This window comes from Lacisediminimonas profundi (genome assembly GCF_008831265.1).
GTDB lineage: Bacteria > Pseudomonadota > Gammaproteobacteria > Burkholderiales > Burkholderiaceae_D > Lacisediminimonas > Lacisediminimonas profundi.
Window position 1 is genome coordinate 828,701 of sequence record NZ_VTTH01000002.1, and the last position, 26,871, is coordinate 855,571.

Genomic DNA, 26,871 nt, shown 5'->3' on the forward strand with positions numbered 1-26,871 from the left:
GATCCCGCGCTACAGAACCCCTTTCGAGCGCAAGGCTGCAATCCGTTCATCATTGACGCCGATTTCGCGCAGCACTTCCTCGGTGTGCTGCCCCAGGTCCGGACCGCCGGCATCGAATCCACCCGGCGTGGCCGACAGCTTGGGCACCACCCCGGGCACTTTCAGCGAACTGCCATCCTTGAGCTTGACGGTCCTGATCATGTCGCGGGCGACATACTGCTCGTCCTCGACGATGTCCTTGATGGTGTAGATCTTTCCGCCCGGGACGCCTGACTCCGCCAGTGCCGACAAGCACTGCTCCAGCGTATGCCGCGAAGTCCATGCGGCGATTGCCGCATCGATCTCTTCCATCCGTGCGACCCGGCCGGGATTGCGCGCCAGCGCGGGATCGCTGGCGAGGTCTTCGCGTCCGATCAACTGCATCAAGCGCCGGAAAATGCTGTCGCCATTGCCCGCGACCAGCACATAGCGGCCATCGGCGCAGGGATAGGCGTTGGTCGGGGCGATGCCCTGGATGGCGCTGCCGGCCGGCTCCCGAATCGTGCCATAGCGATCGTATTCGGCGACCGCTCCCTCCATCATGTTGAACACCGACTCGTACAGGGCGACGTCGATCATTTGCCCCTGTCCGCCATGCGCGACACGGTGATACAGCGCCATCAGGATGCCGATCACGCCATGCAATGCCGACAGCGAGTCGCCGATGCTGATACCGGGACGCACCGGCGGCTGGCCGGGGATGCCGGTGATGTAACGCAAGCCGCCCATGGCCTCGGCCACCACACCGAAGCCCGGCAAGTCGCGCTTCGGGCCATCCTGGCCGTAGCCGGAAATGCGCAGCATGATGATCTTCGGATTTCGCGCCGACAGGCTGTCGTAGTCCAGCCCCCACTGCTCCAGCGTTCCCGGCCGAAAATTCTCGATCACCACATCGGCCTGCAAGGCCAGCTCCCGCACCAGGTCCTGCCCTTCTTTCTGCCGCAGGTCGATTGCCACCGATCGCTTGTTGCGCGCCTGCACATGCCACCAGACCGAGGTCTCTCCTTCCGGCGCGCGCCATGAACGCAGGCCGTCGCCAGTCCCCGGCGGCTCGATCTTGATGACGTCGGCGCCAAAATCGGCAAGCGTCTTGGCAGCAAACGGGCCGGCGATCAGGCTACCCATTTCGAGCACCCGCAGGCCGGCCAGCGGGCCGGGAGTTGTTGTATTGGTGGTGGTGGTCATTGGCAGGCGTACGTGAATGAATTCATGTCGGCGGGTATTGTACGGGCGTATGGGCTGGGGGCGGTCGTTGGGTCGACTGCGAGGGCTGATCGTTACCCACATCGTCATTGACCGCGTAGACCGGCCCACGCCAAGAACGCCCCCTCCCTTTCAAGGGGAGGGAGCCATAAAGTCGCTCGGCCTTCGACACTCTTGCTGCTATTGAAATCGGCCGATCACGGATAAGCCACCGGCTTCCCCGGCAAGTCCGGCAAGGGAATGAATTCACTCTCCCCCGGCACCGGATCGAAGCGCTGCTGGCGCCAGTCTTCCTTGGCCTGCTCGATGCGTTCAGCTGAACTCGATACGAAATTCCAGGTCAGGTAGCGCCGTCCGTCCATGGGCTCGCCACCGAGCAGCATCACGCGCGCAGGTCCGCTGCCGGTGGCCGCCAGCGTGACCGGCGTGCCGGGCTTCAACACCAGCAGTTGCCCGGCAGCGAACTGGCCATCCCGGCCGAGATCGACCGTGCCCTCGAAAATGTAGATCGCCTGCTCGGCATATTCGGCGGGAATACCGATGCGGGCGCCGGGCTCCAGCCGCAGGTCCACATAGAACAGGTCGGACAAGGTCGGCACCGGCGAGCGCCGGCCGAAGAAACTGCCGGCGATGACGACGGCACTCGCGCCTTCGCCCTGTTCGACCGGCAACTGGTCCGCCTTGTAATGCGCAAACGCGGGATCGGCTTCCTCATGGGCACGCGGCAACGCCACCCAGCATTGCAGGCCCGCCAGCGCCGGACCCGACGGCCGCAGTTGCGGATCGGTGCGCTCGGAATGCACGATGCCGCGCCCGGCAGTCATCCAGTTCACTTCCCCCGGCCGGATCGTCTGCAGCGTACCCAGGCTGTCGCGGTGAACGATCTCGCCCTCGGTCAGGTAGGTGACGGTGGCCAGTCCGATATGCGGATGCGGCCGCACATCCAGGCCGTGTCCCGGGGCGAACACGGTGGGACCCATCTGGTCCAGGAACACGAAAGGCCCCACCATGCGCCGCTCGATCGACGGCAAGGCTCGGCGCACCTGGAAGTTGTCGCCGAGGTCACGGGTGCGTGGAACGACGATGGTTTGCAGCGCGCTGTCAGGGGGGAATGTGGCGGGCATGGTGCCTCCTGTGGTGAGCAGTATCGAGTCGGATCAAAAAATCAAACAAACAACCAAACAATCAATCAATCAAACCGGATTATCACGCCAGGCGCACTGTTCATGCTTGCAGCAACGAGATACGCGGTCCCAGCTTCGGCAGCCACTTCTGCAGGATCTGGTAGACATCCCGATCGAACGGCTGCTGTCCGCGCGCGACAAGGCGCGCAAGTTCATCCTGATTGCTGCCGGTGCCGACGTAAGCCCAGGCGTCGACCACATGCGTGGCCTCGCCTTCCCTGATGCCGATCGCCCCGGCATAGGGCCAGGGCTTCAGGCGCAGGCTTTCCAGCGCTGCCAGCACGCGTTCGTCGTGCGCTGCGGGGTCTTCGTGGCCTGCGCACGCGCCGCTGCACTTGCCAATCTGGCTGGCGAAGCACGGCCGGCCAGCCTGGCCCGCACGCAGCTTCTCCAGTCCGAGCAGCACCGGGCATAACTGATGCGCCTCGGCGATCGAGCGCAGCGCCTCGGTTGCCGCGCGCGAGCTGGTGAACAGCCCGTAGAGCTGGCTGTCGTGGGCGAAAAACAGGTCGCCATCCGGCCGCGCCAGCACCGGCTGCAGGCGTCCTGCCTTGCGCAAAAGCCGCCATGCGCACAGGTCTTCGCTATGCCGCAACTTCTTGTTCTGTGCCGGCATGCGCTCCTTGACCAGCAGCGCTTCCTGCAACAGCGCTCCCAGCTCGCCCGCTGTTTCGACCCATTCGACGCGCTCGGTCTGCTGGCACAAGGTCAGCTCGCGGTCGGACGCATGGTCGCCGCTGAAATGGGACAGCACGCGCCGGCGCAGGTTATTGGCCTTGCCGATGTAAAGCGGATATTCGTTGGCGCCGTAGAACAGGTAGACGCCATGGGTGGCCGGCAGCCGCTCCAGCACTGCCGGATCCAGGCGCGGAGGAAGCGAGGGCCGCTTGGTCAGCCTGGCGACCGCCTCGGCCAGCGCTTCCGGCTCATGCTCGTCCCGTATGCGTTGCCAGAACTGCCAGATCAGCTGCGCATCGCCCAGCGCCCGGTGGCGCTCGGCCACCTGCAAGCGGTGGCGCGCAACCAGCGCATCGAGATTATGCCGCTCATATTGCGGATATAGCTTGCGCGAGAGCCGCACGGTGCACAGTACCGAAGGCCGGAAAGTGTGGCCGGTAAGGCCGAAGGCCTGCTTCAGGAAACCATGATCGAAACGGGCGTTGTGCGCGATGAACACCCGGCCCTCGAGCCGCGCGTGGATTTCATCGGCAAGTTGCCCGAAAGTCGGCGCCTCGCGCACCATCTCGTTGGAGATCCCGGTCAGGTTCTGTATGAATGCCGGTATCGGCATCTCCGGATTGACCAGGCTGCTCCATTCCCGCACGCCGTCCTCGTCAACTTCGACGATCCCGACCTCGGTGATGCGATCGGTGGCGAGCGTGCCGCCGGTGGTTTCAAGGTCGACAAAGGCCAGGCGGGGAAAGGAAGGCAGGTGGGTGGACATGAAAGCGCAGTGAGCGGAAAATCAGGCAGCCCCGAAAATTGGAGACTGTATAAAAAACCAGTATGCTGGGAATTCCCGGCTCGCGCAATACCAATGAAACAAAGGACGGCAAGCAGCAGGTGCCGAAGGCAGGCCGCGCACTCCGCGATCGCTTTTCGATCCGTGCTTTCCTTCCCGCCAGCAACCGCGATCCACCCGCATTCACCGTCAGGTCAATGTCCCCACCAACGGGCGCCGGCCCCGGCAAACAAGCACAACAACACGAAGCACATAAACACACAGGAGACATGCTCATGCAAAACCGCGACAAGTTGTATATCAACGGCAAGTGGATCACGCCGTCCGGACGCAACACGATAGACGTCATCAATTCGGCAACCGAAGAAGTGATGGGCCGCATACCCGAAGGCGACGACCGCGACGCCAATGCCGCTGTTGCCGCCGCCCGTGCCGCATTCGACAGCTGGAGCACGACCGCGCCTGCCGAGCGTGGCGCCTACCTGCAAAAAATCAAGGATGGCCTGAAGGCGCGCAGCGATGAACTGGCGCAGACCATCGCCGGTGAAGTCGGCATGCCGATCAAGCTGGCCGGCCCGATCCAGGTCGGATCGCCGATTGCCAATTTCGGCTATTACGCCAAGCTTGCGACGACCTTCGAATGGGAACAGACCGCTGGCAATTCGCGCATCTTGCGCGAGCCAGTCGGCGTGGTCGTCTGCATTACGCCGTGGAACTATCCGCTGCATCAGATCGCGGCCAAGGTAGCGGCAGCAATGGCGGCTGGCTGCACCGTGGTGCTCAAGCCTTCGGAAGTCGCTCCGCTCAATGCCTTCATCCTCGCCGAAGTGATCGACGCCGCCGGCGTGCCGGCCGGCGTGTTCAACCTGGTCAGCGGCACCGGCCCGGTGGCCGGTGAAGCGCTGGTGCGCCATGCCGACGTCGACATGGTGTCCTTCACCGGCTCGACCCGTGCCGGCAAGCGGATTTCCGAAGTCGCGGCAGCAACCGTCAAGCGGGTGGCGCTGGAACTGGGCGGCAAGTCGGCCGCCATCATCCTCGACGACGCCGACCTGGCGGCCGCAGTCAAGGGCACGGTCAACGCCTGTTTCCTCAACAGCGGGCAAACTTGCTCGGCGCATACCCGCATGCTGGTGCCTGAGTCGCGCTATGAAGAAGCGGCGAAGATCGCCGCCGATATCGCACGCACCTTTACCGTTGGCGACCCGATATCCAGCGGCGCCAAGCTCGGCCCGCTGGCCTCGGGCGCGCAACGCGAGCGCGTGCGCAGCTACATCAGCCGCGGCATCGAAGAAGGTGCAGAACTGCTGTGCGGCGGACCGGACGCACCGGCCGACCTGCCGCGCGGCTATTACGTGCAGCCAACGGTGTTCGGCCGGGTAAAGCCCGACAGCACGATCGCACAGGAAGAAATTTTCGGGCCGGTGTTGTCCATCATCACGTACCGCGACGAGGACGAGGCAGTACGGATCGCCAACGGCACGCTGTACGGCCTGGCGGGGGCGGTGTGGGCCGGCAGCGACGAGCGGGCCCAGCAGATCGCGCGCCGCTTGCGCACCGGCCAGGTCGATATCAACGGCGGCGCGTTCAACCTGTTCGCGCCCTTCGGTGGTTACAAGCAATCAGGACGCGGGCGCGAGATGGGTCCGTGGGGCATGGAGGAATTCCTCGAGTACAAATCGCTGCAATTCAAGGTGCCGAAAAGCCAGTAAGGCGAAACCCGATGCATGCGGCGTCAGCGATGCCGCATTGAATCTTTTCCGCCCGGCAGCAGCCAGCAGCGGCGAACTTTTCCGGCCTGCGTTTTCCGCGAGGGAACGCAGGCCGTTTTGCATCCAGGTCTGCAGGACCAAAATACTGCACCTGCTGGACCGGACAAGAATCCAATCAAGTGCGCGCTGCAATTTTTACCGCGTAACTCCTGCAATTCCCTGCTCCCGGAAAACAGTGCATTCACTGCGACTGCTGCGCGCGCCGAGCCTCTTGTCATGCTGGCACGTCCCTTGCAATCGCCACACAGCACAGCGGCTTGCGCAAAAGAACCGGCACAGCTTTCGAGTGCACTTTCGCGACAAGCTCATCGGGACACCAGGATCAGTCAGCGAAACCAAGGAGATCTGCATGGAAACAAATTACCCATCGGGCAGCAGCCAGGGCAGTGCCGGCATTCCGGGTTCGCTCACGGGCTCGTCATCATCGGCGAGTGGCAGCGCAGGCACATCCAGCCGCATGCGTGAGGAGCTGTCCAGCCTGAAGCGCGACCTTGATGACCTGATGTCGCGTGCCGCCGATCTGAGCGAACGTGAACTTTCCGAAGCACGCGACAAGATGATGATGAAATTCAGCGACATGCGCACCGCTGCGCGCGGCATTGCCGAACAGGCGCGCACACAGATCAACCAGGGCGTGGACGTGACCAGCGACTATGTGAAGGAAAAGCCGCTGCAGTCGGTCGCGATTGCCGCTGGCGTCGGGCTGCTGATCGGCGCGTTGATGCGTGTCGGCCGCGATTAGATTGTTCGGATTTAACCCTTCCGGAGAAAACAAGGTGTTTGAAACCCTGCAGAAATCCAGGCAGATCTCGGTCATTGCGATGGACCGCATCGGCGACTACCTCGAACTGCTGCGCATCGAGCTCAAGCTGCAAGGCCGTGAACTTGCCATGCAAATGCTGGGATATGCGGCAGCCGGCCTGTTCGGCCTGCTTGCCATCGTTTTCATCGGCATCGCCATCATCCTGAGCTTCTGGGATAGCGAATACTTGCCGGTCGCGGCATGGGGCGTCGTCGCGCTTTACCTCGCTGCAGCGGGCGCCGGTATCTGGCTTGCCCGTCAGCACACCACCGCGGGATCGGCATTGAACACACTGCGCACCGAGCTCAAACGTGACGTCGAACTGGTCAAGGAAAGCCTATGAAGCATGCAAGCTCGCTGGAGCAGGAACGGCAGGCGCTGCTGGAACAGATTCACGCCAGCCGCGCCGCCTATCGAAGAATGCTGGGCCAGTACGACGAACCCGGGCACCCGGACGAAGGCGGCCATGCTGTCAGTCACATCCATCACGCGCAGCACCTGCGCGGCATGCCGGGCGAATTCCCGCGCAGCAGCACCATGCGCTGGATCGTATCGCATCCGTATGCGATAGCCGGAGCCGCAGCGGGCTTGGCGGCGCTGATCGCGATAGGGCCGCGCCGCGTATTGACAGTCGTGCGCTCGGCGCCGGCGGCGGTGCAGCGCAGGTTCCAGGCGCAATCAGAATCCGCCGCCGCGGTGTCGCCGGATACGCCTGTGCCGCCGCCCGAACGCGATGTGCACGCGGTGCAGCGCGCGTCGATCGGCGCCGCAGCACTGGCCAGTCTTGCTGGCACGGTGTCGATGATCATGCGCGACCCGGCCCGGATGCAGATGGCGGCACGTGCGGCGAACGCGGCGACCCAATGGTTGCGCAAGCGCCGCCAGCGGCCGGCACAGGCCGGGGGGCGGCGCGCCGGACGCTGATGGCCTGACAGGCCGGCACCAGGCAAGATTTGCAGCAGAGACCAACAGCAGACAAGTATTGCTCCAGAAGTATTGCGCCGGAAGCATTGCGCCGGATATGCATCGGGCCGGACCAGGGGAAGTGGCTGCACCAGGCTGCAAGAAGAACTTTTCTCACTCAACCATTCTTGGGGATCCATCATGAAAAAAATCATCGCACTGATTGGCTTGCTCGCTTTCACTGCAGGCTTGGCTGGCTGCAACACCATGAAGGGCTTGGGGCAGGATGTGGAGCGCGGCGGCGAGAAGGTGCAGGATGCCGCGACCGGCGCGCAGAAAAAGTAGCGAAGGACATTGCCTTCAACTGAAGCCATCGAGACGTCGGGTCAGGGCGCAGCCGTAACCCGACGTCGTCGCTGCCCGATGCGACCTGAATGAACCTGCCTGTGCTACGCCAGACGCCGACTCTGGTCGCAGAAATTCCTGACTCGCTGCGTTTGCCCATGAGCATGGAAGCGCAGCCGGACGGCACCACCTGCGGGCCGACCTGCCTGCATGCGGTATATCGCTACTGGAACGATGCCGATCCGCTGCAGGACATCATCACCCGCACCGGCAGGCTGGAACCGGGTGGAACCTTTGCCGTCTACCTGGCCTGTGACGCGCTGCGCAGGGGCTATCGGGCCACCATTTACACCTACAACCTGAACGTGTTCGACCCCTCGTGGTTCGCACGCACGAACGTCGACCTGGCACAGCGCCTGCTGCTGCAGAGCGAGGCCAAGGCAAGCGACCAGCGGCTGCAGTGGGCGACGCAGGGCTACCTGCAATTCCTGCAACTCGGTGGCCGCCTGCGCCACATGGACCTGTCCCGCGGGCTGATCCACAACATGCTGCGGCGCAAGCATCCGATCCTGACCGGGCTTTCCTCCACCTTCCTGTACCGCACCCCGCGCGAATACGGGCCAAACGACCTGCCCGACGATGTGCGTGGCACGCCGGCCGGCCACTTCGTCGTCATCGCCGGCTACGACATCGACCGCGGCAAGGTGCTGGTGCTCGATCCATACCAGCAAAACCCGTATGGACAGTCGCATGAATACTGGATCGGGATCGACCGGGTGATCGGCGCAATCCTGCTCGGCATCGTCACCCATGACGCCAACCTGCTGGTCATCCACCCGCGCCATCGTCCGCAACAGGCTCTCCCATGAAGACCCTGCTCGTCGTCAGCGATCAGCGCGACTGGCCTGTCACCATCAGGGGCCTGCAGGTGGTCACTGCCTGCCGCTATCTGACGGAGCCTGCATACACCTACTGCAGCGACACCCGGGTGTTCAACCTCAGCCATTGCATGCGCTACCAGAGCTTCGGCTACTACGTGTCGATGCTGGCCGAGGCGCGCGGGCACCGGCCAGTTCCCGACATCGGGGCAATCGAGGACATGCATGCCGGCGGCATGCCGGCGGCCATTCCTGGCAGCCTGGATACACGCTGCTGCCACCGCCGCGAACCGGTGGAAATGCCGACGCTGGCGATCCTGCGCACCCCAGGCGGCGCGGCCATGCCATCCAACAGTGCCGCGATCCGGAAGTTCATGCAGGCGGCCGACGACATGGGCATGCGCGCGGAAGTCCTCACCAGGGGCCAGTCCGGCCGGATCGCGGAGTTTGACGCCTTGTTCATTCGCGACACCACCAGGCTCAACCATTACACCTACCGGATCGCGCGCCACGCTGAGAACGCCGGACTGGTCGTGATGGATGATCCGGATTCCATCATCCGCTGCAGCAACAAGCTCTTCCTGCACGAACTGCTGACGCGCCACGCGATTCCGACGCCGAAGACGCTGCTGGTTCACCGCGGCAACCTGGACCAGGTCATGCCGGCGCTTGGCGTTCCCTGCATCCTGAAGCAGCCCGACAGCGCATTCTCGCTGGGCGTGGTCAAGGTCCGGACGCCACAAGAGTTGCGGGACCGGGCAACGACGCTGTTTGCGAATTCCGAACTGCTGCTGGCGCAGGAATACCTGCCCACCGATTTCGACTGGCGCATCGGCATCCTCGACCACAGGTTGCTGTTCGCCTGCCGCTACCACATGGCGCCCGGCCACTGGCAGGTGATCAAGCACGAAGGCGACAGCCGCTACAGCGAGGGACTGGCGGAGGCAGTGCCGCTGGACCAGGTGCCGCCGGACGTCGTCAGCCTGGCGCTGGCGGCCGCCAGCCTGATCGGCGACGGCTTCTATGGCGTCGACCTGAAGCAACGCGGCGGCCAGAGCTACGTCATCGAGGTCAACGACAATCCCAACGTGGATGCCGGCAATGAGGATGGCGTGCTGGGCGATGCGCTGTACCGCCAGGTAGTCGGCGTCATCCGCGCGCGGATCGAGGCTGGCACGGGCTGGCTCTCATGAGCCGTCCCCCGAATTTTCCGACCCTGACAGCCCTGCCGGCTTTTTCCGCCCAGGGAATCGAGCTGGAGCTGATGATCGTCGATCGCGAGACCCTGGCCCCCCTGCCGATCGCGGACCGGGTGCTGCATACCGAAGCCGGGGGACGCGTCAATGATGTGTTCCGCGGCATGCTGGGCTGGTCCAATGAACTGGTGCTGCATGTCATCGAGATCAAGAATATCGACCCGCGCATTCCGCTGGAGCAGCTCGCGCCAGCCTTCCAGCGCGAGGTGCGCTACCTGAACCGCATGCTGGCCCACTTCCATGCGCGCCTGATGCCGGGCGGAATGCATCCATGGATGGATCCGAAGACGGAGATGCAGATCTGGCCGCACGACAATGCCGGGCTGTATGCCACCTATGCCAGCATTTTCCAGTGCCGCTCGCATGGCTGGGCCAACCTGCAGAGCATGCAGATCAACCTGCCCTTTTCCGGGGACGAGGAATTCGCCCGCCTGCACGCTGCGGTGCGGCTGGTGCTGCCCTTGCTGCCGGCGCTTGCCGCCAGCTCCCCGGTGGCCGATGGCCGCCTGGCATCGGCGCTGGATTACCGGATGCAGGCCTATGCGCATAACGCCGACGAAATTCCATCGATAGCCGGGCAAATCATTCCTGAAAATGCGTCCAGCCGGGCTGAATACGAGGAGCGGATTCTCAAGCCCATATACCGCGACCTGGCGCCACATGACCCCTCCGGCATGCTGCAGCATGAATGGCTGAATTCGCGCGGCGCGATTGCCCGCTTCGATCGCAGCGCGATTGAAATCCGCGTTCTGGATACCCAGGAAAATGCGCTGGCCGACATCGCCATCGCCGCCGCCGTGATCGGCATGGTGCGTCGGCTCTACCGGCGCGGCCCGCCGCTGGCGGCCCAGCAAGCCATGCCGACCGGATCGCTTGCGGCCATCCTGCGTTGCTGCGTGCAGGATGCAGAGCAGGCGCTGATCGAAGACCAGCAATACCTGTCATTGCTGGGCCATGCCGGCGGCGCGTGCAGCGCACGCGAACTGCTGGCCTGGCTGATCGGCGAAGTCATCCAGGCCGAGTCATTGCCGGCAACCACGACCCGCAGCCTGAAGGCAATCAGCGAGCATGGCCCGCTGGCGCGCCGCATCCTGCAAGCGCTGGATGGCGACACCAGCCACAGCCGGCTGGTCGCAGTGTATCGCGAGCTGTGCGACTGCCTGGACAGCGGCCGCCTGTTCCTGCCCGCCGCATGAGCCGGTTCTGCATTGTCACCTGCGAACATGGCGGCAACCGCCTGCCCGGCCGTTTTCGTGCGCTGTTCCGCGAGCATTGGAAGCTGCTGCACAGTCATGCGGGATACGACAAGGGCACGCTGCGGCTGGCGCGGGTTCTGGCCGCAGCACTTGGCGGCGCTCACCACTATGCGGTGTTGAGCCGCCTGCTGGTTGACCTCAATCGTTCGATTGACCACCCGGGGATTTTCTCCCCCATCACTGAAGCGCTGGATCCCGAGTTGCAGCAGGAAATCCTCGCGCAGTATTACCACCCTTACCGTGAAGCTGTGGAGCGATCGGTAGCGGCCGCCATCTCACGCGGCGAATCGGTGCTGCACCTGTCCTGCCACAGCTTCGCCGAAGAACTGAACGGTGAAAAAAGGGATGCCCAGGTGGGCCTGCTGTTCGATCCGCTCCGGCGTCAGGAGGCCATGCTCTGCGAGCGATGGCAGCAAGCCCTGGAGGCACGCATGCCAGGACGTGCCGTGCGCCTGAATTACCCCTACCCCGGCGTCGCCGACGGACTGACGACCAGCCTGCGCGGCCACTATCCCGACCCTCTTTACGCCGGGATTGAGCTGGAGGTAAGGCAGGACGTGGTGTGCGACCCGGGGCTGCGCCTGGCCCTCATGGATACGCTGTATGGGCTCGATACCTGGATCCGGCGTGACGGTCAGGCGATTCGATAGCGGCAGCGGCAGCAGCTGCATTTGCCAACGTGTCGAGCCTGGGCGCAGGTGGCTTCTGCGGCGGCAGCGGATTGCCGGGGTGGGCAGGATCCTTGCTGTCGCAGGCAAGCAGCATCACGGCAGCAACGAGCAAGCCTGCCCACGATAATCTTTTGTTCGTCATCTTCGTTGCTCGCTCATGGCGGATACCGTCGCACGCAAAGAATGCTCCCTCCCCGGCAAGAGCGATAACGGCCGATCGACTTTGTAGCTCCCTCCCCTTGAAAGGGTGGGAGCGTTCTTTGCGTGCGCCGGTCTACGCCCCGCATCACCCGATATCTACCCGCCGTGGCGGCCGTGCCGCAAACGGCATCGGAACGCGCACTTCGAGCACGCCGTCATGCATGCTGGCGCTGGCCTGGTCCGGATCGACCCCGTGCGGCAGAGGAATCATCCGATAGAAGCGTCCGTAGCTCCGCTCCGACCGCCGGTAGCCCTCGCGCGCATGTGCCTCCGCCCGCTCATGCCGTTCACCCTCGATCGTGAGCCGGTCATGCTGGACATCGACATGCACCTCCTCGCGCTTGACCCCGGGCAGGTCGGCGCATACCAGCAGCGCATCCTCCAGTTGCAGTATCTCGACCTGTGGCATCCACTTGCCGGCCATCCCGCCCTGCCCCTGGCCAAAGCGCGAGGCCATCGGGCGGCCGATGAATCGTTCGAACAGTTGATCCATCTCGCCAGTCATGCGGCGCATCATGCCGATCGGCTCCTCCAGCGCCGGGAACTGGTTGCGCAACCACGCCTGGGCGCCACCCAGGGCGGATGATGCCCCAGCGTGCGATCCATGCTCGCCGGCCCCGGGAGAGGCGCCCTCGCCGCCCTGCGCGCTGGCAGGCGATGGCCGCGAACCACCCTCGGAGGCGCCACGTGCGCCACCGAATGCACTCTCGTCGGTCCACGATTCCCAGCGTCCGGATGGATGACTGGCCGATCCGCCGTGCTCCTCCATGCGAGCACCCTGGAAGACCGCCTTGTCCGCGGTGGCCGTGGCATCTTGCGTTGCGCCCAGCGGCAAAGCATGTCCGCCATGGATCTCGCCGCGCCACGCGCCAGACTCCCGGCCCTGCATTTCGATCATCCTCTTGAATCGTTCAAGGTCCTGGCCAATGCGCTCGGCGGCCTCCTGCACGGCAGCTTCCCCGGCATCGGCGGCCGGCTCGAATTCCATCAGCATCCGCATCCGGGTCTTGTCGCCGAGCAGCGGCTCGAAGCTGATGCTTCCGCTGTGATGCGGCCCGCTGGTGTCGCGCCACGCGATAAGCTGGTCCGGCACCTGCTCGGTGATCTCGGACTCCCACTCGGTTTCCAGACCGTGGCGATGCGCGCGCCACCGCAAATGAGCCGCATCGAGCTGGCGAACTTCGCGCACGCCGTCCATGAAGCGCGGAAAATCTTCAAACTGTGTCCACTGGTTATAGACCGTCCTCAGCGGAGCGCTGACATCGATCGATTGCTCTACTCTTGCCATGGCGAACTCCTCAGGTGCTGCAACAATCAACGGAGCAAATTGCGCCTCCTTCCAATTGAGCCTCCGGATGAAGCAAAGTTTCCTGGCATGCCAGCCCAGTTCTCTTTCGGACTGCCCGTCCCTGACCCGCCGCGCCAAGGCGTCGTGACCGGCGGCCGGCGGCTCCGGCAGTCACGCCCGCCCGCCCCCGTTGCGCACATCATCAGGCAAGTGTGCTTCAAGAAAAGGTGTAGAACACCAGACGCGCCAGCGCCGAATCGAAATACAGCGCATGCCAGGGTATCGCCACCGTCGCCGATCCGGACTGCCTGCTCATCACCACATACCGCAACTGTCTGCTGCGGGCATCGATCAGGATCGACTTTACCCGGCCCAGGTTCTCGCCGCCGGCGCTGACGACCTGGCATCCGTGCAGCAACTCGGTAGCCGTTGAATCGCGCGCAAAGATGCAGGCGAAGCGTTTTTCGCGAGCATTTAGCTGGCGCGCGCGGGAACTGCCATTGAACGTTGTTAACATGCTGTGTGCCGCCTCATCCAGAGTTTCTTTTTCATTGCGCCCTCCGGCATCGCCGTCGGGTCCGGAGCGATCTGTTCAGGGCACGCGCCCCTGCGGATTGCGATCCAGCGGATCGCGCACCGTGGCGTTGGGGCTCGCTGCCGGCCTTGCCGCGCTGGCCATGGCCAGCGGCTCCCCCTCTTCGCTCCACGTGGTGCGGCGCGAACCAAGCGAGCCGAACAGGCCGCCAATGATGCCCAGCACCAGGGACAGCGCGACCGACCCGAATACTGTCCATGCCGCCAGCCCGGCGCTATCCAGCGCCTGGCTGGCCTGAGCCTGGCCGCGCGCAGAAGCCTGCGCGGCCGATCCGCTGGCAATCAACGCCTGGTCGACAATGCTGCCCGCCCTGGCTTGATCGATGCCGATGGCACCGGCCATGTACTCCACTGCCCGGCCGCGCTCTCCCGCGGCGATGTATTGCTGCAGCGTGCGCAATCTGTCCTGTGTCAGGTTGACGCCGGTCTCGGCGCGAATGATGTCGGCCATCCTGCTGGCGACGTCGCTGGCATTGCCGCTGGCGGTACTGCTGATCACGCTTCCGGAGTTGACACTGCTGAACATGTTGCCCAGGAATGATCCGCTTGCCGAGCTGGCCAGGGTAGCGAACAGCAGCGTTGTGACCGACCAGGTGACGACGCCGTGCAGCACCCCATCGGCCTTGCGCTTCAGGCCCGTCATGCGGGCTGCCACATAGCCGCCGACGAAGGCCGCGACCAGCATGCTGAAACCGGCCCAGATCAATGCGCCACGAGCGAGCCCTGCGCGGCCCCCGCTAACGTCGGCGACGGAGAGTCCGGTGGCGATCCCCAGCAGCGAAAGCGCCAGCTGCACCGATATGCCGACCGCCACACCGGCGATCACTGCGCCCCAGCGTATGGCCGGAATCAGGGGCCGGCGGACCGAGGTGGCGTCCGCGTACGCTTGCTCCACTTGGACCAATGGCATGCTCTTCTCCTTTGACGAGAACCGCCCGGTATGACCACAAAGCGACCACAAAGCGCCCGCGAAGCGACCAGAAAATGAATGCCCCGGCGATCCCGCCTTGCTTCCTCTGCAGGCAACATCCGTGCCCAACGTCGCCGTGGCAACACCTGCGCGCAGCGAACGGCATCGACGTAAAGTTTGCGGGTAGTCGTGGTAAAGATTGCCTGAACGATGTCCAATGGCAGTCCGTCGATGCGGTGCCGCGCAAGCCGCTGCAGAGGACGATGAAGCAGCAACACCGCAGCAACACGGGCAGGCAAGGCCTGCAGGTCTCCATGCCGCCCCCCGCATTGCAGCTGGCATGAAGCTTGCGGTAATTTTTCGATGTCCAGTGCGCAGCAGGAGATATCAATGCCCCGACAGGGAAGCATTCCCGCCACGACCGAAATCATCCGGACGCTGGAAGATGACCATGACAAGATCCTGGAGTTGTTCGCCGAGTTCGAGCGGATCAGGCACGACGCCGACGACGAGACCTTGCAGACCCTGGTCGAAACTACCTGTACCGAATTGATCATCCACGCCCAAGTGGAAGAGGAATATCTATATCCCGCCCTGGCCGAGGCGCAGTGCGCCATCGACGCAGTGGAAGAAGCGCTGGTCGAGCACAGCACTGCCCGCCAGCTTGTCGGCGAATTGGAAGCAATGCAACCTGGCGACCACTGCTACAGCGCGCGCTTTCATGTGCTGGGTGAATACGTGCGACACCACATCGCGGAAGTGCGCAGCAGGATCTTCCCGCAGCTGCAAGGTGCCGACCTCGACGCCGGCGCGCTGTCCGCAGACATACGGCACCGGCGCGACGAACTGCGCAGCGAATTCGGACTACCCGACAGCGGTTACGAGGAAGAACTGGGGCACCGGGTCGGACTGGCGTCGCCGCATTTGCCGCATTGAGGCGGCGTCACCGGCGCGCCGCAGGCGAAGCGCCGGCTCCCGGCTCCCTATTGAAAAAACGCAAAAACGCGCAGCTGCCAAGGGCAGTTGCGCGTTTGGCTGCGCCGGGACAGATCAGCGGGTGGTCGACGGCGTTTCCGGCGGGGTGCCGCCAGGTGGCGTCATGCCGGTACTGCTGGTACCGGGAGAAGCACCGCTGGAGCTCGACGACGTATCGGACGATCCCGAAGATCCCGGCGGCGCGCCGGACGAGGAAGCAGCGCCGGTGCTGCTGCCCGAAGCAGGAGTCTCCGGGGCTGCGCCGGCCGGTGGCATGCTCGGTGTGCTCGGCATCGTGGCGCTGGGGCTGACCGGGGTAGGTGCCGTGGTGCCCGCCGATGACCCGGTGGTGCCACCTGGCGTGCCGGATGCGCCGGATTTCGCGCCCGTGCCCGCTTCCTTGTTGCAACCGGCAAGCAGGGCCGCCAGGATGCTCGCTGCCACCAGTACTCTGGATGGATGGGTTAATGATTTCATTGCTGGTTCCTTTCGAGGTAGGTGAATGACCAGGTTCCCGGGCATGTAACTGCTCTTGCCGGATTGGAGTGGCACGTGGACGTCGCTGGCAACGCAGTAGCCATGCCATCGCGCCGGCCCGTGATTGCGCCCTCGCTTGCGCCCGGTGCGGACGAAAGGCCGGGACAGAACGTAAAAATTTCCGGACGACCTTACACGGCGTGCAAGATTTTGCCGGCCGGAATACAGGCGCGGATTGCCATCCTGCCCATACTGCGACTATGGCAAGGCGGTAAAGTTCGGACAATCTTGATGGCGGCAGGGGGGAGGCGGCCCTGCCCAGGCACTGCCGGGAACCCGACAGTGATCCCTTACGGCGCCCTTGCGGTATCGGCCGGGCCGTGGGCTGCCGCAGGCTTGGCGATGCTGTCGTAGGCGCTCGCGATCAAGCCCGGATCCTGGCTACGCAGCAAATTCGAATCGGACAACATCTGCCGGAATCGACGTGCGCCGGGCAGGCCGTGGGCCAAGCCCAGCATGTGGCGGGTAATGCTGTTGAGTTTGAGCCCACGTTCGCCATGACGGGCGAGCTGGTCCCGGATATACGGCTGCATGGCGTCGAGCACCTGCTCGCGGGTCGGTGCGCTATGCGGGTCATCGTAATAACGGGCGTCGAACGCCGCCATCAGCCACGGGTTGTGATACGCCTCGCGACCGATCATCACGCCATCGACATGCTGCAGCTGTTCGTCGATTTCTTCCAGTGTGCGGATGCCGCCATTGACAATGATTTCCAGTTGCGGGAAATCCTTTTTGAGCTGGTGCACGATGGCATAGCGCAAGGGTGGTATCTCGCGATTTTCCTTCGGGCTCAATCCCTTCAGGATGGCGTTGCGGGCATGAACGATGAAGGTGCTGCAACCGGCATCGGCAATCGTGCCGACAAAATCGCGGACGAAATCATAGCCTTCCACCTGGTCGATGCCAATGCGGTGCTTGACCGTGACATCGATAGCGACCGCATCGCGCATTGCCTTGACGCAGTCGGCAACCAGCTTCGGTTCAGCCATCAGGCAGGCGCCGAACGCGCCACGCTGCACGCGTTCCGAAGGGCAACCGCAGTTGAGGTTGATTTCATCGTAACCCCACTCCTCCCCCAGCTTTGCGCACCGGGCAAGGTCGTCCGGCTCGCTGCCGCCGAGTTGCAGCGCGACCGGGTGTTCCGCCTCAGCAAAATCCAGATGGCGTGCGACATCGCCGTGCAGCAAGGCACCGGTCGTCACCATCTCGGTATAGAGCCAGGTGTGGCGGGTGATCTGGCGGTGGAACATCCGGCAATGGCGGTCAGTCCAGTCCATCATGGGGGCGACGGATACGGTACGGCGGGGCAAATTTTGCATGGTGCGTAATTTTACCGGGAACGACGGGGTGTCGGCATCTGCCAGTCCGAGCAGTGTTGCGCATCAGGAGCTGCGTCGCTCTGCTTCCCACCCAGGCAGATCTTCCCTCTTTCCCCTGCCAGAATAGGAGCGATGGGCAGTTGGACGATTAGCGCAACGCCGTCTTATCTGAAGATTGCGCTTGCCACTCCGCGGTACTCAGTCCGGACGAAGGCTTAGTGACCGCAGCCAGTGACCCGTTAGAAAAGCCCTGTAACGCCGCTCTTGGCGGAAAGCGGGCATGCGCGAAGGTCTGCAAACGACCCAGAGTGGACGTTCCGACATGGCCGTGTTTGAAGTACGGAGTAGCTCGAACTTGGCAATCGCGATGATTAGATTACTTGCTATGTTTGACCAGGATGGTCTGCAAACCCGGCACGTTTACGCCTGCTGAGTGGCGGTAGTCGATCTAAGGGACAATCCTTTCAAAGCCACGCGCAACCCCTCGGTTCCATCCGCTTCTTTGATTCTGCTAAGGAAGTAATCCGTCGCGTCAATCGTCATTGCTCGACGATAACGCTCACCTCTGATCATATGGCACAGTGAGCGAATCGTCATGGTGGCCGAGTTGGGATTGAATCCATGGGCGTCGCACCAGATCAGTCGCGCCTTTGGTTAATGTAATATCGCCTACTTCCACCTGTCGTGTAACTCGGAACACATCCTCAAGAACCTGTTTACTCAGTTCCATTTCGTCTCCCCCTTTTCCTTCTTTCTTTGCGCCAAGCTGAAAAACGATTCCTCACTTACAGTCTTCCGGTTACCTCTTGGGTACCCACTATCCAAAGCACTCAAACCTTCCCCGCCGTTGGTTGTCCCCTCGAGCGAAGCATTAGAGCGCTCTCTTCATTTGACAACGCTTCGAATAGAGGAGCCCAGCTCTTGAACTGCTGCAGGTCTTTCGGCCAGATGGCGCAGTGCGTGGAGTTAGGGTTCTTTGGTCTAATACCAGCTTTGTATGTCCCAACAAAGTAGTCTTGGAGATCGCGGAACCGCATGACAAAAAACTCATCGGTTCCTGCACCTCGAAGCAAGACGAAGACGCATATCAAGCCAGGATAAGGTACTTGCTTCGGACCGACAATGCGCTGCACGCCATTCGTGTTCTCGATGTCGATAAATGACGTCGCGTTGAACTGCCAAGATGGGCCGTTTATGGCCTTGACTTGAACGGGTATGGCAATTCCAAATTCGTTAGCAACCAGAAGATCGAAGTTGGGGACGTTCCCAGCGAAAGGAGTGGCGATAAGACCCATGCGCCCGAGCTCGGCCGCAACGAGGTGCTCGCCGATTTGGCGCGTCAACTGGATGCTTCTGCCTGTCGCCATGGTGAAGAAAGCTCTAACTGGTACTTATACGGACATCGCTGAGCACACTGGTTAAGTATAGGCGTTGTCGTTCGCGCGTGACAAATTTGGCGGCTCCTAACGAAATGTGACGAGTGAGTGCGGGCCAATAGTCAATAAAAACAATGACTCAATGCAACTGCTAAACGGCAAAGAATCGTTATATATGAGACAGTTACAGACTCACCGTGACGTAAATCCGTGCCGCTGTGTAAGAGGGCATGAACGTCTCTAAACGACCCGAAGCAGCCCTATCGGTTTCAGCGGCCCTTTCTTCCATCCGTCTTGGGAGAAGAAGAGCCCCTTGCCTTCGATCTACGTGTCATCCGCATTAAGACACCGCATGCAAATACTCCAAGCAGGCCGCCCAGTATGAATTGACCGAATGCCCCTGCAACGGCCGCACCTGACAGCAAACCGAATCCTATAACGCCGTCAAGAATGTGCAGCCCACCTTCAATAAATCTGCCTTTGCGATATTTCGCCCAAAACCAATCTTTCACCATGGCTCCTTCTTGCATCAAGTTCTCGCCAGATGGTGACAGGTCAGAGTGCACGGAGCAATCGTTCGTGCGGCCGCTATTGGCCGAAATCGGTCGTTCATGAAGTTTCAATGCGTGCCCAAATCTGACAGCTGCTATCGGGTCAAGTCTGATCTACTTCAACTCAGGTACAGGCTGAATTTTTAGAATATGTTCCTGCAATTTCTCACCTTTCCATAAGGTGAGCGTGTTCCCGTAAAACTCAGGGCTGCGCCCGATTCATACGAAGTCCCCCTGTCTGCGTGTTATTGTCAAACCCCCGTCGCCAAGGCGCCGAGCTTGCTTCAAGGCTTCGGACTCCAGCCCGGTACGCACCGGCAACAACAGGATTTCGCACGTGACATCGACCAGCAGCGGCCTGCAGGCTGCGATCTTCGACATGGACGGCGTGATTACCCGTACCGCCAGCTTGCATGCGGCGGCGTGGAAGCTGGCGTTCGACCAGTTGTTTGCGCGCTTGGCCGTCGGCCGCGCCTGCCAGCCATTCGATGAACAAGCAGAATACCGGGCGTATGTTGACGGCAAGCCACGCCGCGAGGGTGTGCGCAGCGTGCTGCGGGCGCGCGAGATCGAGCTTTCGCCGGCGGAAGAAGAAGAGATTGCCCGGCACAAGGACGAACTGTTCGAACGATTCCTGCAGGAACGCGGTGTAGAGACCTTTCCCTCCACCATTGCCCTGATCGAGGCGCTGCGCCAAGGCGGCGTGAAGACCGGCGTGGTGACCTCCAGCCGCCATGGACGCCAGGTCCTGGATAGCGCAGGCATCGCGGCACTGTTCGATGTGTGCCTGGACGGGATCGATCTCGATGCGCTGGGGCTCAAGGGCAAGCCGGACCCGGACATTTTCCTGCATGCAGCGCATGCGCTGGACGTCACCCCGGGCCATGCCGTCGTGGTCGAGGATGCGGTGGCCGGGGTGCAGGCCGGGCACCGCGGCGGATTTGCGCTGGTGGTCGGGGTCGATCGCGGCGGCAACGCAGCCGCCCTGCGCGCTGCCGGCGCGGACGTGGTGGTGCCCGACCTCGCGTCCTTGCCGCTCGCCCAACTGGAGGCGGCTCTCAGCGCCAGCAAGGAAAAGCTGGCCTGGCGCATCGAGGCGGAGGGCTTCGACCTGGCCCGCGAGCGCCAGATGGAAAGCCTGTTCGCGCTCGGCAATGGCTACATGGGAGTGCGCGGCGCGCTCGACAGCCCGCTGCCAGGATCGCAGTCAGACCTTTTCGTCGCTGGCGTCTACGACGCCAAGCAGCCCGGCCTGCCCTATTCCGAATTTGAATTTTTCGCGCCCGAGCGTGGCTCGGACCCGTATGCCGAGCTGGTGCCCCTGCCGTCGCCCTTGCGTCTGCAGATCACGGTGGCGGATACCCGTCTTGACTTCGATGGCGGCCATGGCCGCGAACTGCGCCGGGTGCTGGACATGCGTGGCGCAATCCTGCACATCGAGGCGGCCTACGAAACGCCGGGCGGGCGCCGCACCCTGGTGCGCACACGTCGCTGTGCCTCCCTGGACGACCCGCATCTGTTGCTTCAGGATGCCGTGGTCACCCCGGAGAACCACTGGGAGGCAACCGAGCTTCGCACCTCGCCCGATGTTCCGGACCTGGCAGAGCAGCATCCTCACCTGGAACGGATCGAGTACCTGATTGATGGCGACATCGAACTGGTGCGATACCGGACCCATGCGTCGCAAATCGAGGTTTGCATCGTCTCCCGCATCGTTTCCGGACCAAACTTCCTGCGCTGCGTGGTTTCCGTGTTCACCAGCCGCGACACGGCGGACCCGAAGGCAGCGGCCCTGGCGCACTCCCGCGCGCATGATCCGGACGGCATCGAAAAGCTGTTCCAGGCACATGCGGTCCCATGGGCGAATTTCTGGGGGCGGGCCGACATCCGGGTGCCTGGCCATCCGGATGTCGAGCAGGCGCTTCGCTTCAACAGCTACCACCTCAGGTCGGCCGCGGGCAACGATCCCCGCGTCTCGATCGGCGCCCGCACCCTGTCCGGCCGCGCCTATGAGGGGCATGTATTCTGGGACGCCGAAATCTTCATGTTGCCGTTTTTCCTGCATGTGGATCCGGCGCTGGCCCGCAATCTGCTGCTCTACCGGCACAGCACGCTGGAAGGTGCGCGCCGGCGGGCGCGCGAGCTCGGTTACGCGGGCGCCTGCTTTGCCTGGGAGTCGACGGTCACTGGTAACGACCTGACCCCGGCCAAGATCGTACTGAAAAGCAGCGGCCGCGAAATACCGATCTTCACCGGCACCCAGCAGATCCACATCACGGCCGATATTGCCTACGCCGCCTGGCGCTATTGGGAAGCCACCGGCGATGAGGAATTCCTGGCGGGCCCGGGAGCGGACCTGTTGTTCGAGACCGCACGCTTCTGGGCCAGCCGTGTGACGCCCGGTGAACAGCACCATCACATCCGCGGCGTGGTAGGGCCGGACGAATACCATCACTCGGTCAACGACAACGCTTACACCAACTGGATGGCGCGCTTCAACCTCGAGCGGGCGGCCTGGGTGGCGCAGCACCACGGCACCAACCTGGCCGAAGCCGGACAGTGGGGCGAACTGGCCCGCACGCTGTTTGTTCCGGAACCGGACGAGCGCGGCGTGATCGAACAGTTCGAGGGTTTCTTTGATCTGGCGGCTTATCCGCTGCGCCAGGAGGAGCAATTCCACGCGCCGGTCAGCCGGCTGTTCGACTGGGAACGGATCAACGGCCTGAAGCTGATCAAGCAGGCCGACGTGCTGATGTTGCCGGTGCTGTTTCCACAGGCTTTTACTGACGACGTGGTCGCTGCCAACTACCGCTATTACGAGCCACTGACCGACCATGGGAGCAGCCTTTCGCCGTCGGTGCACGCCGCCATTGCCGCGCGGATCGGGCTGCACGAGGACGCGCTGCGCTACTGGAAGCAAAGCCTGTGGCTGGATCTCTCCAACAAAATGGACAACAGCGCGCTGGGCGTGCATGCCGCGGCTATGGCCGGGACATGGCAGGCGCTGGTGTTTGGCTTTCTCGGCGTGGTGTTCGATGAAACTGGTCCGCACCCCGACGCCGGCGCCGTCGCCAGGCTGCCGGGCGCCTGGGACTCGCTGCAAATGACGCTGGCCTGGCGGGGATGTGGACACCCGGTAGGCGTGACCCGGTCCAACGACCGGAGGACCGGCCCATGAGCCGCTTCAAATCATTACTGTTGCCGCTTGATGGTTCTGCTGAATCCGCCAAGGGCATAGGCTGTGCGCTGTGGCTGGCGCAGATGCTGGACGCCACCCTTCACGTGCTGCATGCGGGAGAGCATGCGTTGCCGCGCGAACAGGCATTGCAGCGGCTGTGCGTGCCCGACGCCCAGCATCATCGGCTCGTATTGCATCAAATGCCGACAGACGCCCAAGCGGCAATACTGGAAGCAATCGCGCTGCTCAAGGTCGACATGGTGATCATGAGTGCCCTTGGCGAATCGATCTCGCAGCAGCAGGCACAGGGACAGGCACAGGAGCAGAAGCAGGAGCAGCCGCGCAGCCTGGGGCGGGTGGCGCTGGGCGTCGCCGAGCACAGCCCGGTTCCGGTCTTGCTGTTTCCGTCCCGCTATCGGGAAGTGCTGCCGTGGAGATCGATCCTGGTTGCGGCCAGCGGCGAGGCCGCGGCCGACCACGCACTGGAAGCCGCCGCGCAACTGGCGGCGCCGCTGCAATTGAAGGTGACGGTACTGCACGCCGGCGACGGTCCGGACGGATCGGCAGCGGCCCCACTGGGAACATATGCGGATGCCGTCCACCACGAATATCCACACCGTCTCCGTCAGATGCTGGACCGCGGACTGGGCAGTTGCACCGATGAAGAAGCGCGGCATGTCGAAAGCGCGCTGCTGCATTGCGGCGACCCGGCGATGGTGCTGCTGCAGCAGGTGGAACTGGCTGGCAGCAGCATGCTGGCGCTCGGCTGGCACGGGGCATTCGGCGCCGGCCGCGCGCTGGTGCTCAAGCGCCTGCTGGAGCAGGCCTCATGCCCCTTGCTGCTGATTCGCCAGGCTGAGCAATCATCAGTCCACCTGAAAGTTGGCGTCGAACTGGAAAGCTGAGGACAGGACGCTTCTCCGACTGGCCGGCGCCGCTTGCGCCGGCAAACCCGGACCAGCTAAGGCATGCCGAGCCGATAGTCCACATTCCTGACCAGTTCGCACAAACGCGGACCAAGGACTTCGGCCAGGTATTTCTCGTCCGTGGCGTAGGCTGGCACGGTCAGGTTGAACGCCATCGGCGCGCCATTGACCCTGTACTTCATCGGCACGCCGACTGCACACAACGCCGGATTCCAGTCGCCGGCAACGATGCAAAAGCCGCGGCGCCTGATCTGCTCGAAAGCATCGCGCACACCGCCCTCGTACCTGGCCCAATCGTCGGGAAATTCTTCTGCCAGGCGGGCAAAGATCAGCTCGCGTTCCAGCTTGTCATGGGCGTATAGCAAGGCCCGGCCGATCGCCGTGCGCAGCAGCGGGCGCGAGGACCCGATGTCGGGGCGGGTCAGGTTGGTCTCCTGGTCATAGATGGTCTCGACGTACACCACGGACAGGCGGTCGCGCAGGCCGAGCGAGATCGGCCCGCGGGCAAAGCGCGCGAGTTCGACCATGTCGTGCGCCGCCAACTGGCGCACGGTCAAGGAGGCCAGCAGCGGATAGCCGAGAGACAGTACGGCCGGCCCCAGTGAATACTTTTGCGTCTTGGCGTCGCGCTGCAGGTAGCCCAGCCCCACCAGCGTGAAGGTGAGACGCGAAACCGTGGGACGCGTGAAGCCCAGCAGCTCGGCCAGTTCCTTGTTGCCCAGGCTGCTCCGGCTTACCGTGAAGCATCGCAACACGTCGAGACCGTTGGCCAGCGTGGACGCGAACTGCGGGTGGCTCTGCAGCACCGGGCGAGCGGAGAGCTCGTAGCGCGTATCGTCCCTGGTCCTGCCCGCTGTCTTCACTGCGGTCTTGCCCCCTGTCTTGACCGCTGTCCTGTCGCCTGCGATGCCATCTGCTTCCCGATTTGTCCCCATCCCCGCCTCCCATTTCATTTTGGCCGTCGCGCCGCTGCGGTGCAGCCTGCTTGCATCGCACTTTCCGGATTGACAAACCGCAATCTTCCAGCCAAACTTTTCAGAACTTAATTCCACTATTTGGAATTGTATTCCATTTAGAACCGCCATTACCAGTCTTGTGCCAGGAGAAAACTCTGAATACCGATAAGAAGCCGCAGGGCGAACACCTGTTTTCCTTCGTGATCGTTGCCGACACCCACGTCAACGAAGCCGAGGGCGTCTCCCCTTCCCCGTTTGCCACGAACGCAATGGCCAATGAGCGCGCGCGCCACGTCTTCAGCGAGATCGCCACGATAGAGCCGCGGCCCGAGTTCGTGATCCACCTGGGCGACATGGTGCATCCGGTGCCGAGCCTGCCAACCTTCGAGGACGCGACCGCCTGCTTCAAGGAAATCATCAGCCTGGCGAAATTGCCGGTGCATGTGGTGCCGGGCAACCACGACATCGGCGACAAGAGCATCGACTGGATGCCGGCCGACATCGTGTGCCAGGATTATGTGGAGAAGTACCGCGAGATATTCGGCCCCGACTATTTTTCGTTCGAGCGCGGCGACATCAAGTTCCTCTGCATTAATGCCCTGCTGCTCAACTCCGGCCTGGAGTCGGAAGATACGCAGAAGCAGTGGATCGACGCCGAAATCACCGGCACCGACAAGCGGATATTCATTTTCACCCACTACCCGCCGTACGTGTTCGAGTCCAGGGAGCGCAGCACCTACGACAACATCGACGAACCCGGCCGCAGCTGGTTGCTGGAACGCATGCGCTGCGCCAATGTGGAAGCGGTGTTTGCCGGCCACGTGCACAACTTCTGGTACGACGTCGTCGGCCGCGCCGAGATGTACCTCCTGCCGTCAACCGCATTCCTGCGGCATGATTTCGCCGAGTTCTACCGGGCGGCGCCAGGCTTCGAGTACGGACGGGGCGACACCGATAAATTCGGCTACTTCGTGGTCGACGTCTACGAAAGGGGACATGTCGCGCAATTGATCAGGACCCATGGCGACAAACTCAAGGGTAGCGAAACCTTCCGCCCGAAACAGCTGACGGCGCCGGTTCACACCAAGACGTCGGGACTGGCCGGGGTGGGCGTCGAAATGCGCCACGCGTGGACTGAAGTGGTGCAGATCCCGTGCACCGGCGGCGTCCAGGAATTCGGGCGAAAGCCGGTGCGCAATGACTACCAGCTGATGGTGCTGTGGGAAATCGGCATGCGCACCCTGAAGGTGCCGGAACAGGATCTGCGCGATCCCGCCACGCTGGCCCGGGCGCGCCTGATGTCGGACGTCGGCCACGACTTCATCGTCACTGCGCTGGGCGTGCCACAGGAAAGCTTCCTCGACGATGTGCTCGCCTCGGGGGTGGCCTTGAGCGCGATCGAGCTGAACCTGTCGATGGAGAAGATGAGCAAGCGCACCGCGCAGATCGCACGTCTGAAGCGCAAGAGCGGCGCCAGGATAATTTTCTCCAAGCTGCGCACCACCGAAGACTCGCACTTCGACGGCCAGCATTTCAGCCACTTCGTCAACGCCGGCATCCGGCCGGAGGAGCTACCCGGCCTGCAGGATCGCATCGCCGCGCTGATCGCCGATCGGGTGATCGACGGCATCACGGTGCGCCTGGACCGCGGAGCCGACCTGCTTGCGGTAGCCGCCGAGTTGAATGCGTTTGCCGCGCAGTTCGATTGCGACATCATCGCGTCGGTCAAGCTGGCCGGCCCTAGCCTTGCGCGCGCCTGTGACGACAATGTCGACACAGCCCGCCTGGCAGCCGAGGCCATCATTGCCTCGCGCACATCGCAGCGGGTGCGCTATGTGTTCGACACCTTCATGGACATCGACCGCGGCTATTTCCCGCGCAATGGCTTCATCGATCGCAGTTTCAACCCGCGGGAAGCGGCCAACACCGTGGCCAGCATGGGAGCAATGCTGCCAGCCGCCGGCGGCGCTACCCTGGCCACCGCAACGCAGGAGGGTGGCTGCCGCATCAGCGATTTTTCGGTCGGCGAGCAGGGACTTTCACTGCTCTGCGGGCCGGCAAGCGAGGTGGCTCGCCAGCTGGGCACCCGCCGGACGGCTAATGCCGTCAACCTGCTCACGCGGGAAGTCATCGCGGCCGATGGAAGCTTTGCCAGCGTCGATGGCATGGCACTGGTCCTGCTAACCCGGGATTGAGCCGGTACCGGCAGGAAACCACGCCAACAGGTCCTGCCAGCGTGGCTGGCAGGAGCCGGATACGACCAGGCGCATCACGACAGGAATATTCGAC

Annotated in this window: 23 protein-coding genes; 14 read left to right on the forward strand and 9 right to left on the reverse strand. The window is 63.1% G+C overall.

Annotated elements, in window-relative coordinates; translation table 11 throughout:
- Positions 1–9 precede the first annotated feature (9 nt).
- The 3 genes from FVE66_RS09520 to FVE66_RS09530 form a co-directional block, all read right to left on the reverse strand.
- Positions 10–1,224: a CaiB/BaiF CoA transferase family protein gene (locus tag FVE66_RS09520; RefSeq protein ID WP_151447133.1), complete on the reverse strand. Its 1,215-nt coding sequence runs from the start codon at positions 1,222–1,224 to the stop codon at positions 10–12.
- A gap of 215 nt (positions 1,225–1,439) precedes the next feature.
- On the reverse strand, positions 1,440–2,366 hold the full coding sequence (locus tag FVE66_RS09525) for a pirin family protein (protein WP_151447134.1): 927 nt from the start codon (positions 2,364–2,366) through the stop codon (positions 1,440–1,442).
- Between the two features lie 100 nt (positions 2,367–2,466).
- On the reverse strand, positions 2,467–3,870 hold the full coding sequence (locus FVE66_RS09530; protein ID WP_151447135.1) for a 3'-5' exonuclease family protein: 1,404 nt from the start codon (positions 3,868–3,870) through the stop codon (positions 2,467–2,469).
- A 293-nt stretch (positions 3,871–4,163) separates the two neighbouring features.
- On the opposite strand from FVE66_RS09530, the gene FVE66_RS09535 reads away from it, so the two are divergent.
- From FVE66_RS09535 to FVE66_RS09575, 9 genes are all read left to right on the forward strand, one after another.
- A complete protein-coding gene (locus tag FVE66_RS09535; RefSeq protein ID WP_151447136.1) occupies positions 4,164–5,600 on the forward strand; it encodes an aldehyde dehydrogenase family protein in 1,437 nt (478 codons plus the stop codon).
- A 409-nt stretch (positions 5,601–6,009) separates the two neighbouring features.
- The gene (locus tag FVE66_RS09540; RefSeq protein WP_151447137.1) at positions 6,010–6,402 is read left to right on the forward strand and encodes an ElaB/YgaM/YqjD family protein; all 393 of its coding nucleotides are present in this window, start codon (positions 6,010–6,012) and stop codon (positions 6,400–6,402) included.
- Positions 6,403–6,436: 34 nt separating this feature from the next.
- Positions 6,437–6,805, forward strand: coding sequence for a phage holin family protein (locus FVE66_RS09545; RefSeq protein WP_151447138.1), 369 nt, complete (start codon positions 6,437–6,439; stop codon positions 6,803–6,805).
- Positions 6,802–7,386, forward strand: a complete 585-nt coding sequence (locus FVE66_RS09550) for a hypothetical protein (protein WP_151447139.1) — start codon at positions 6,802–6,804, stop codon at positions 7,384–7,386. The genes FVE66_RS09545 and FVE66_RS09550 overlap by 4 nt, the downstream gene beginning before the upstream one ends.
- Before the next feature lie 180 nt (positions 7,387–7,566).
- Positions 7,567–7,710: an entericidin A/B family lipoprotein gene (locus FVE66_RS09555; protein WP_151447140.1), complete on the forward strand. Its 144-nt coding sequence runs from the start codon at positions 7,567–7,569 to the stop codon at positions 7,708–7,710.
- A gap of 89 nt (positions 7,711–7,799) precedes the next feature.
- Complete coding sequence (locus FVE66_RS09560) at positions 7,800–8,579, forward strand: cysteine peptidase family C39 domain-containing protein (protein WP_206668732.1); 780 nt, start codon at positions 7,800–7,802, stop codon at positions 8,577–8,579.
- The gene (locus tag FVE66_RS09565) at positions 8,576–9,781 is read left to right on the forward strand and encodes a RimK-like ATPgrasp N-terminal domain-containing protein (protein WP_151447141.1); all 1,206 of its coding nucleotides are present in this window, start codon (positions 8,576–8,578) and stop codon (positions 9,779–9,781) included. The genes FVE66_RS09560 and FVE66_RS09565 overlap by 4 nt, the downstream gene beginning before the upstream one ends.
- Positions 9,778–11,040: a glutamate-cysteine ligase family protein gene (locus FVE66_RS09570; RefSeq protein WP_151447142.1), complete on the forward strand. Its 1,263-nt coding sequence runs from the start codon at positions 9,778–9,780 to the stop codon at positions 11,038–11,040. The genes FVE66_RS09565 and FVE66_RS09570 overlap by 4 nt, the downstream gene beginning before the upstream one ends.
- Positions 11,037–11,750: an N-formylglutamate amidohydrolase gene (locus FVE66_RS09575; RefSeq protein WP_151447143.1), complete on the forward strand. Its 714-nt coding sequence runs from the start codon at positions 11,037–11,039 to the stop codon at positions 11,748–11,750. The genes FVE66_RS09570 and FVE66_RS09575 overlap by 4 nt, the downstream gene beginning before the upstream one ends.
- Before the next feature lie 307 nt (positions 11,751–12,057).
- Here FVE66_RS09575 and FVE66_RS09580 read toward each other — a convergent pair whose 3' ends face one another.
- From FVE66_RS09580 to FVE66_RS09590, 3 genes are all read right to left on the reverse strand, one after another.
- Positions 12,058–13,260: an Hsp20 family protein gene (locus FVE66_RS09580; protein ID WP_151447144.1), complete on the reverse strand. Its 1,203-nt coding sequence runs from the start codon at positions 13,258–13,260 to the stop codon at positions 12,058–12,060.
- Positions 13,261–13,477: 217 nt separating this feature from the next.
- Positions 13,478–13,777 (reverse strand): PRC-barrel domain-containing protein, encoded by a 300-nt coding sequence (locus tag FVE66_RS09585; protein ID WP_151447145.1) that lies wholly within the window; start codon positions 13,775–13,777, stop codon positions 13,478–13,480.
- 75 nt (positions 13,778–13,852) lie between these two features.
- Entirely contained in the window at positions 13,853–14,764 is a 912-nt protein-coding gene (locus tag FVE66_RS09590) for a hypothetical protein (RefSeq protein ID WP_151447146.1), read from the reverse strand.
- A gap of 390 nt (positions 14,765–15,154) precedes the next feature.
- On the opposite strand from FVE66_RS09590, the gene FVE66_RS09595 reads away from it, so the two are divergent.
- Positions 15,155–15,700: a hemerythrin domain-containing protein gene (locus FVE66_RS09595; protein WP_161993237.1), complete on the forward strand. Its 546-nt coding sequence runs from the start codon at positions 15,155–15,157 to the stop codon at positions 15,698–15,700.
- A gap of 163 nt (positions 15,701–15,863) precedes the next feature.
- Positions 15,864–16,241 (forward strand): hypothetical protein, encoded by a 378-nt coding sequence (locus FVE66_RS09600; protein ID WP_151447148.1) that lies wholly within the window; start codon positions 15,864–15,866, stop codon positions 16,239–16,241.
- Positions 16,242–16,566: 325 nt separating this feature from the next.
- Here FVE66_RS09600 and dusA read toward each other — a convergent pair whose 3' ends face one another.
- Complete coding sequence (gene dusA, locus FVE66_RS09605; protein WP_151447149.1) at positions 16,567–17,595, reverse strand: tRNA dihydrouridine(20/20a) synthase DusA; 1,029 nt, start codon at positions 17,593–17,595, stop codon at positions 16,567–16,569.
- An 830-nt stretch (positions 17,596–18,425) separates the two neighbouring features.
- Positions 18,426–18,938, reverse strand: coding sequence for a hypothetical protein (locus FVE66_RS09610; protein ID WP_151447150.1), 513 nt, complete (start codon positions 18,936–18,938; stop codon positions 18,426–18,428).
- Between the two features lie 921 nt (positions 18,939–19,859).
- On the opposite strand from FVE66_RS09610, the gene FVE66_RS09620 reads away from it, so the two are divergent.
- Entirely contained in the window at positions 19,860–22,700 is a 2,841-nt protein-coding gene (locus tag FVE66_RS09620; protein WP_151447152.1) for a beta-phosphoglucomutase family hydrolase, read from the forward strand.
- The gene (locus tag FVE66_RS09625; RefSeq protein ID WP_161993238.1) at positions 22,697–23,605 is read left to right on the forward strand and encodes a universal stress protein; all 909 of its coding nucleotides are present in this window, start codon (positions 22,697–22,699) and stop codon (positions 23,603–23,605) included. Before FVE66_RS09620 ends, FVE66_RS09625 begins: the two co-directional genes overlap by 4 nt.
- A 56-nt stretch (positions 23,606–23,661) precedes the next feature.
- On the opposite strand, the gene FVE66_RS09630 is transcribed toward FVE66_RS09625, so the two are convergent.
- Positions 23,662–24,561, reverse strand: coding sequence for an IclR family transcriptional regulator (locus FVE66_RS09630; protein WP_151447154.1), 900 nt, complete (start codon positions 24,559–24,561; stop codon positions 23,662–23,664).
- A gap of 158 nt (positions 24,562–24,719) precedes the next feature.
- On the opposite strand from FVE66_RS09630, the gene FVE66_RS09635 reads away from it, so the two are divergent.
- Complete coding sequence (locus FVE66_RS09635) at positions 24,720–26,777, forward strand: metallophosphoesterase (RefSeq protein ID WP_161993239.1); 2,058 nt, start codon at positions 24,720–24,722, stop codon at positions 26,775–26,777.
- Positions 26,778–26,871: the final 94 nt, after the last annotated feature.

Excerpts from the sequence above, each read along its gene's own strand:
- FVE66_RS09520 (WP_151447133.1), bottom strand. The coding sequence starts at position 1,224 with ATGACCACCACCACCAATACAACAACTCCCGGCCCGCTGGCCGGCCTG.
- FVE66_RS09525 (WP_151447134.1), bottom strand. The coding sequence starts at position 2,366 with ATGCCCGCCACATTCCCCCCTGACAGCGCGCTGCAAACCATCGTCGTT.
- FVE66_RS09530 (WP_151447135.1), bottom strand. The coding sequence starts at position 3,870 with ATGTCCACCCACCTGCCTTCCTTTCCCCGCCTGGCCTTTGTCGACCTT.
- FVE66_RS09535 (WP_151447136.1), top strand. The coding sequence starts at position 4,164 with ATGCAAAACCGCGACAAGTTGTATATCAACGGCAAGTGGATCACGCCG.
- FVE66_RS09540 (WP_151447137.1), top strand. The coding sequence starts at position 6,010 with ATGGAAACAAATTACCCATCGGGCAGCAGCCAGGGCAGTGCCGGCATT.
- FVE66_RS09550 (WP_151447139.1), top strand. The coding sequence starts at position 6,802 with ATGAAGCATGCAAGCTCGCTGGAGCAGGAACGGCAGGCGCTGCTGGAA.
- FVE66_RS09555 (WP_151447140.1), top strand. The coding sequence starts at position 7,567 with ATGAAAAAAATCATCGCACTGATTGGCTTGCTCGCTTTCACTGCAGGC.
- FVE66_RS09560 (WP_206668732.1), top strand. The coding sequence starts at position 7,800 with ATGAACCTGCCTGTGCTACGCCAGACGCCGACTCTGGTCGCAGAAATT.
- FVE66_RS09565 (WP_151447141.1), top strand. The coding sequence starts at position 8,576 with ATGAAGACCCTGCTCGTCGTCAGCGATCAGCGCGACTGGCCTGTCACC.
- FVE66_RS09570 (WP_151447142.1), top strand. The coding sequence starts at position 9,778 with ATGAGCCGTCCCCCGAATTTTCCGACCCTGACAGCCCTGCCGGCTTTT.
- FVE66_RS09575 (WP_151447143.1), top strand. The coding sequence starts at position 11,037 with ATGAGCCGGTTCTGCATTGTCACCTGCGAACATGGCGGCAACCGCCTG.
- FVE66_RS09580 (WP_151447144.1), bottom strand. The coding sequence starts at position 13,260 with ATGGCAAGAGTAGAGCAATCGATCGATGTCAGCGCTCCGCTGAGGACG.
- FVE66_RS09585 (WP_151447145.1), bottom strand. The coding sequence starts at position 13,777 with ATGTTAACAACGTTCAATGGCAGTTCCCGCGCGCGCCAGCTAAATGCT.
- FVE66_RS09590 (WP_151447146.1), bottom strand. The coding sequence starts at position 14,764 with ATGCCATTGGTCCAAGTGGAGCAAGCGTACGCGGACGCCACCTCGGTC.
- FVE66_RS09595 (WP_161993237.1), top strand. The coding sequence starts at position 15,155 with ATGCCCCGACAGGGAAGCATTCCCGCCACGACCGAAATCATCCGGACG.
- FVE66_RS09600 (WP_151447148.1), top strand. The coding sequence starts at position 15,864 with ATGCCGGTACTGCTGGTACCGGGAGAAGCACCGCTGGAGCTCGACGAC.
- dusA (WP_151447149.1), bottom strand. The coding sequence starts at position 17,595 with ATGCAAAATTTGCCCCGCCGTACCGTATCCGTCGCCCCCATGATGGAC.
- FVE66_RS09625 (WP_161993238.1), top strand. The coding sequence starts at position 22,697 with ATGAGCCGCTTCAAATCATTACTGTTGCCGCTTGATGGTTCTGCTGAA.
- FVE66_RS09630 (WP_151447154.1), bottom strand. The coding sequence starts at position 24,561 with ATGGGGACAAATCGGGAAGCAGATGGCATCGCAGGCGACAGGACAGCG.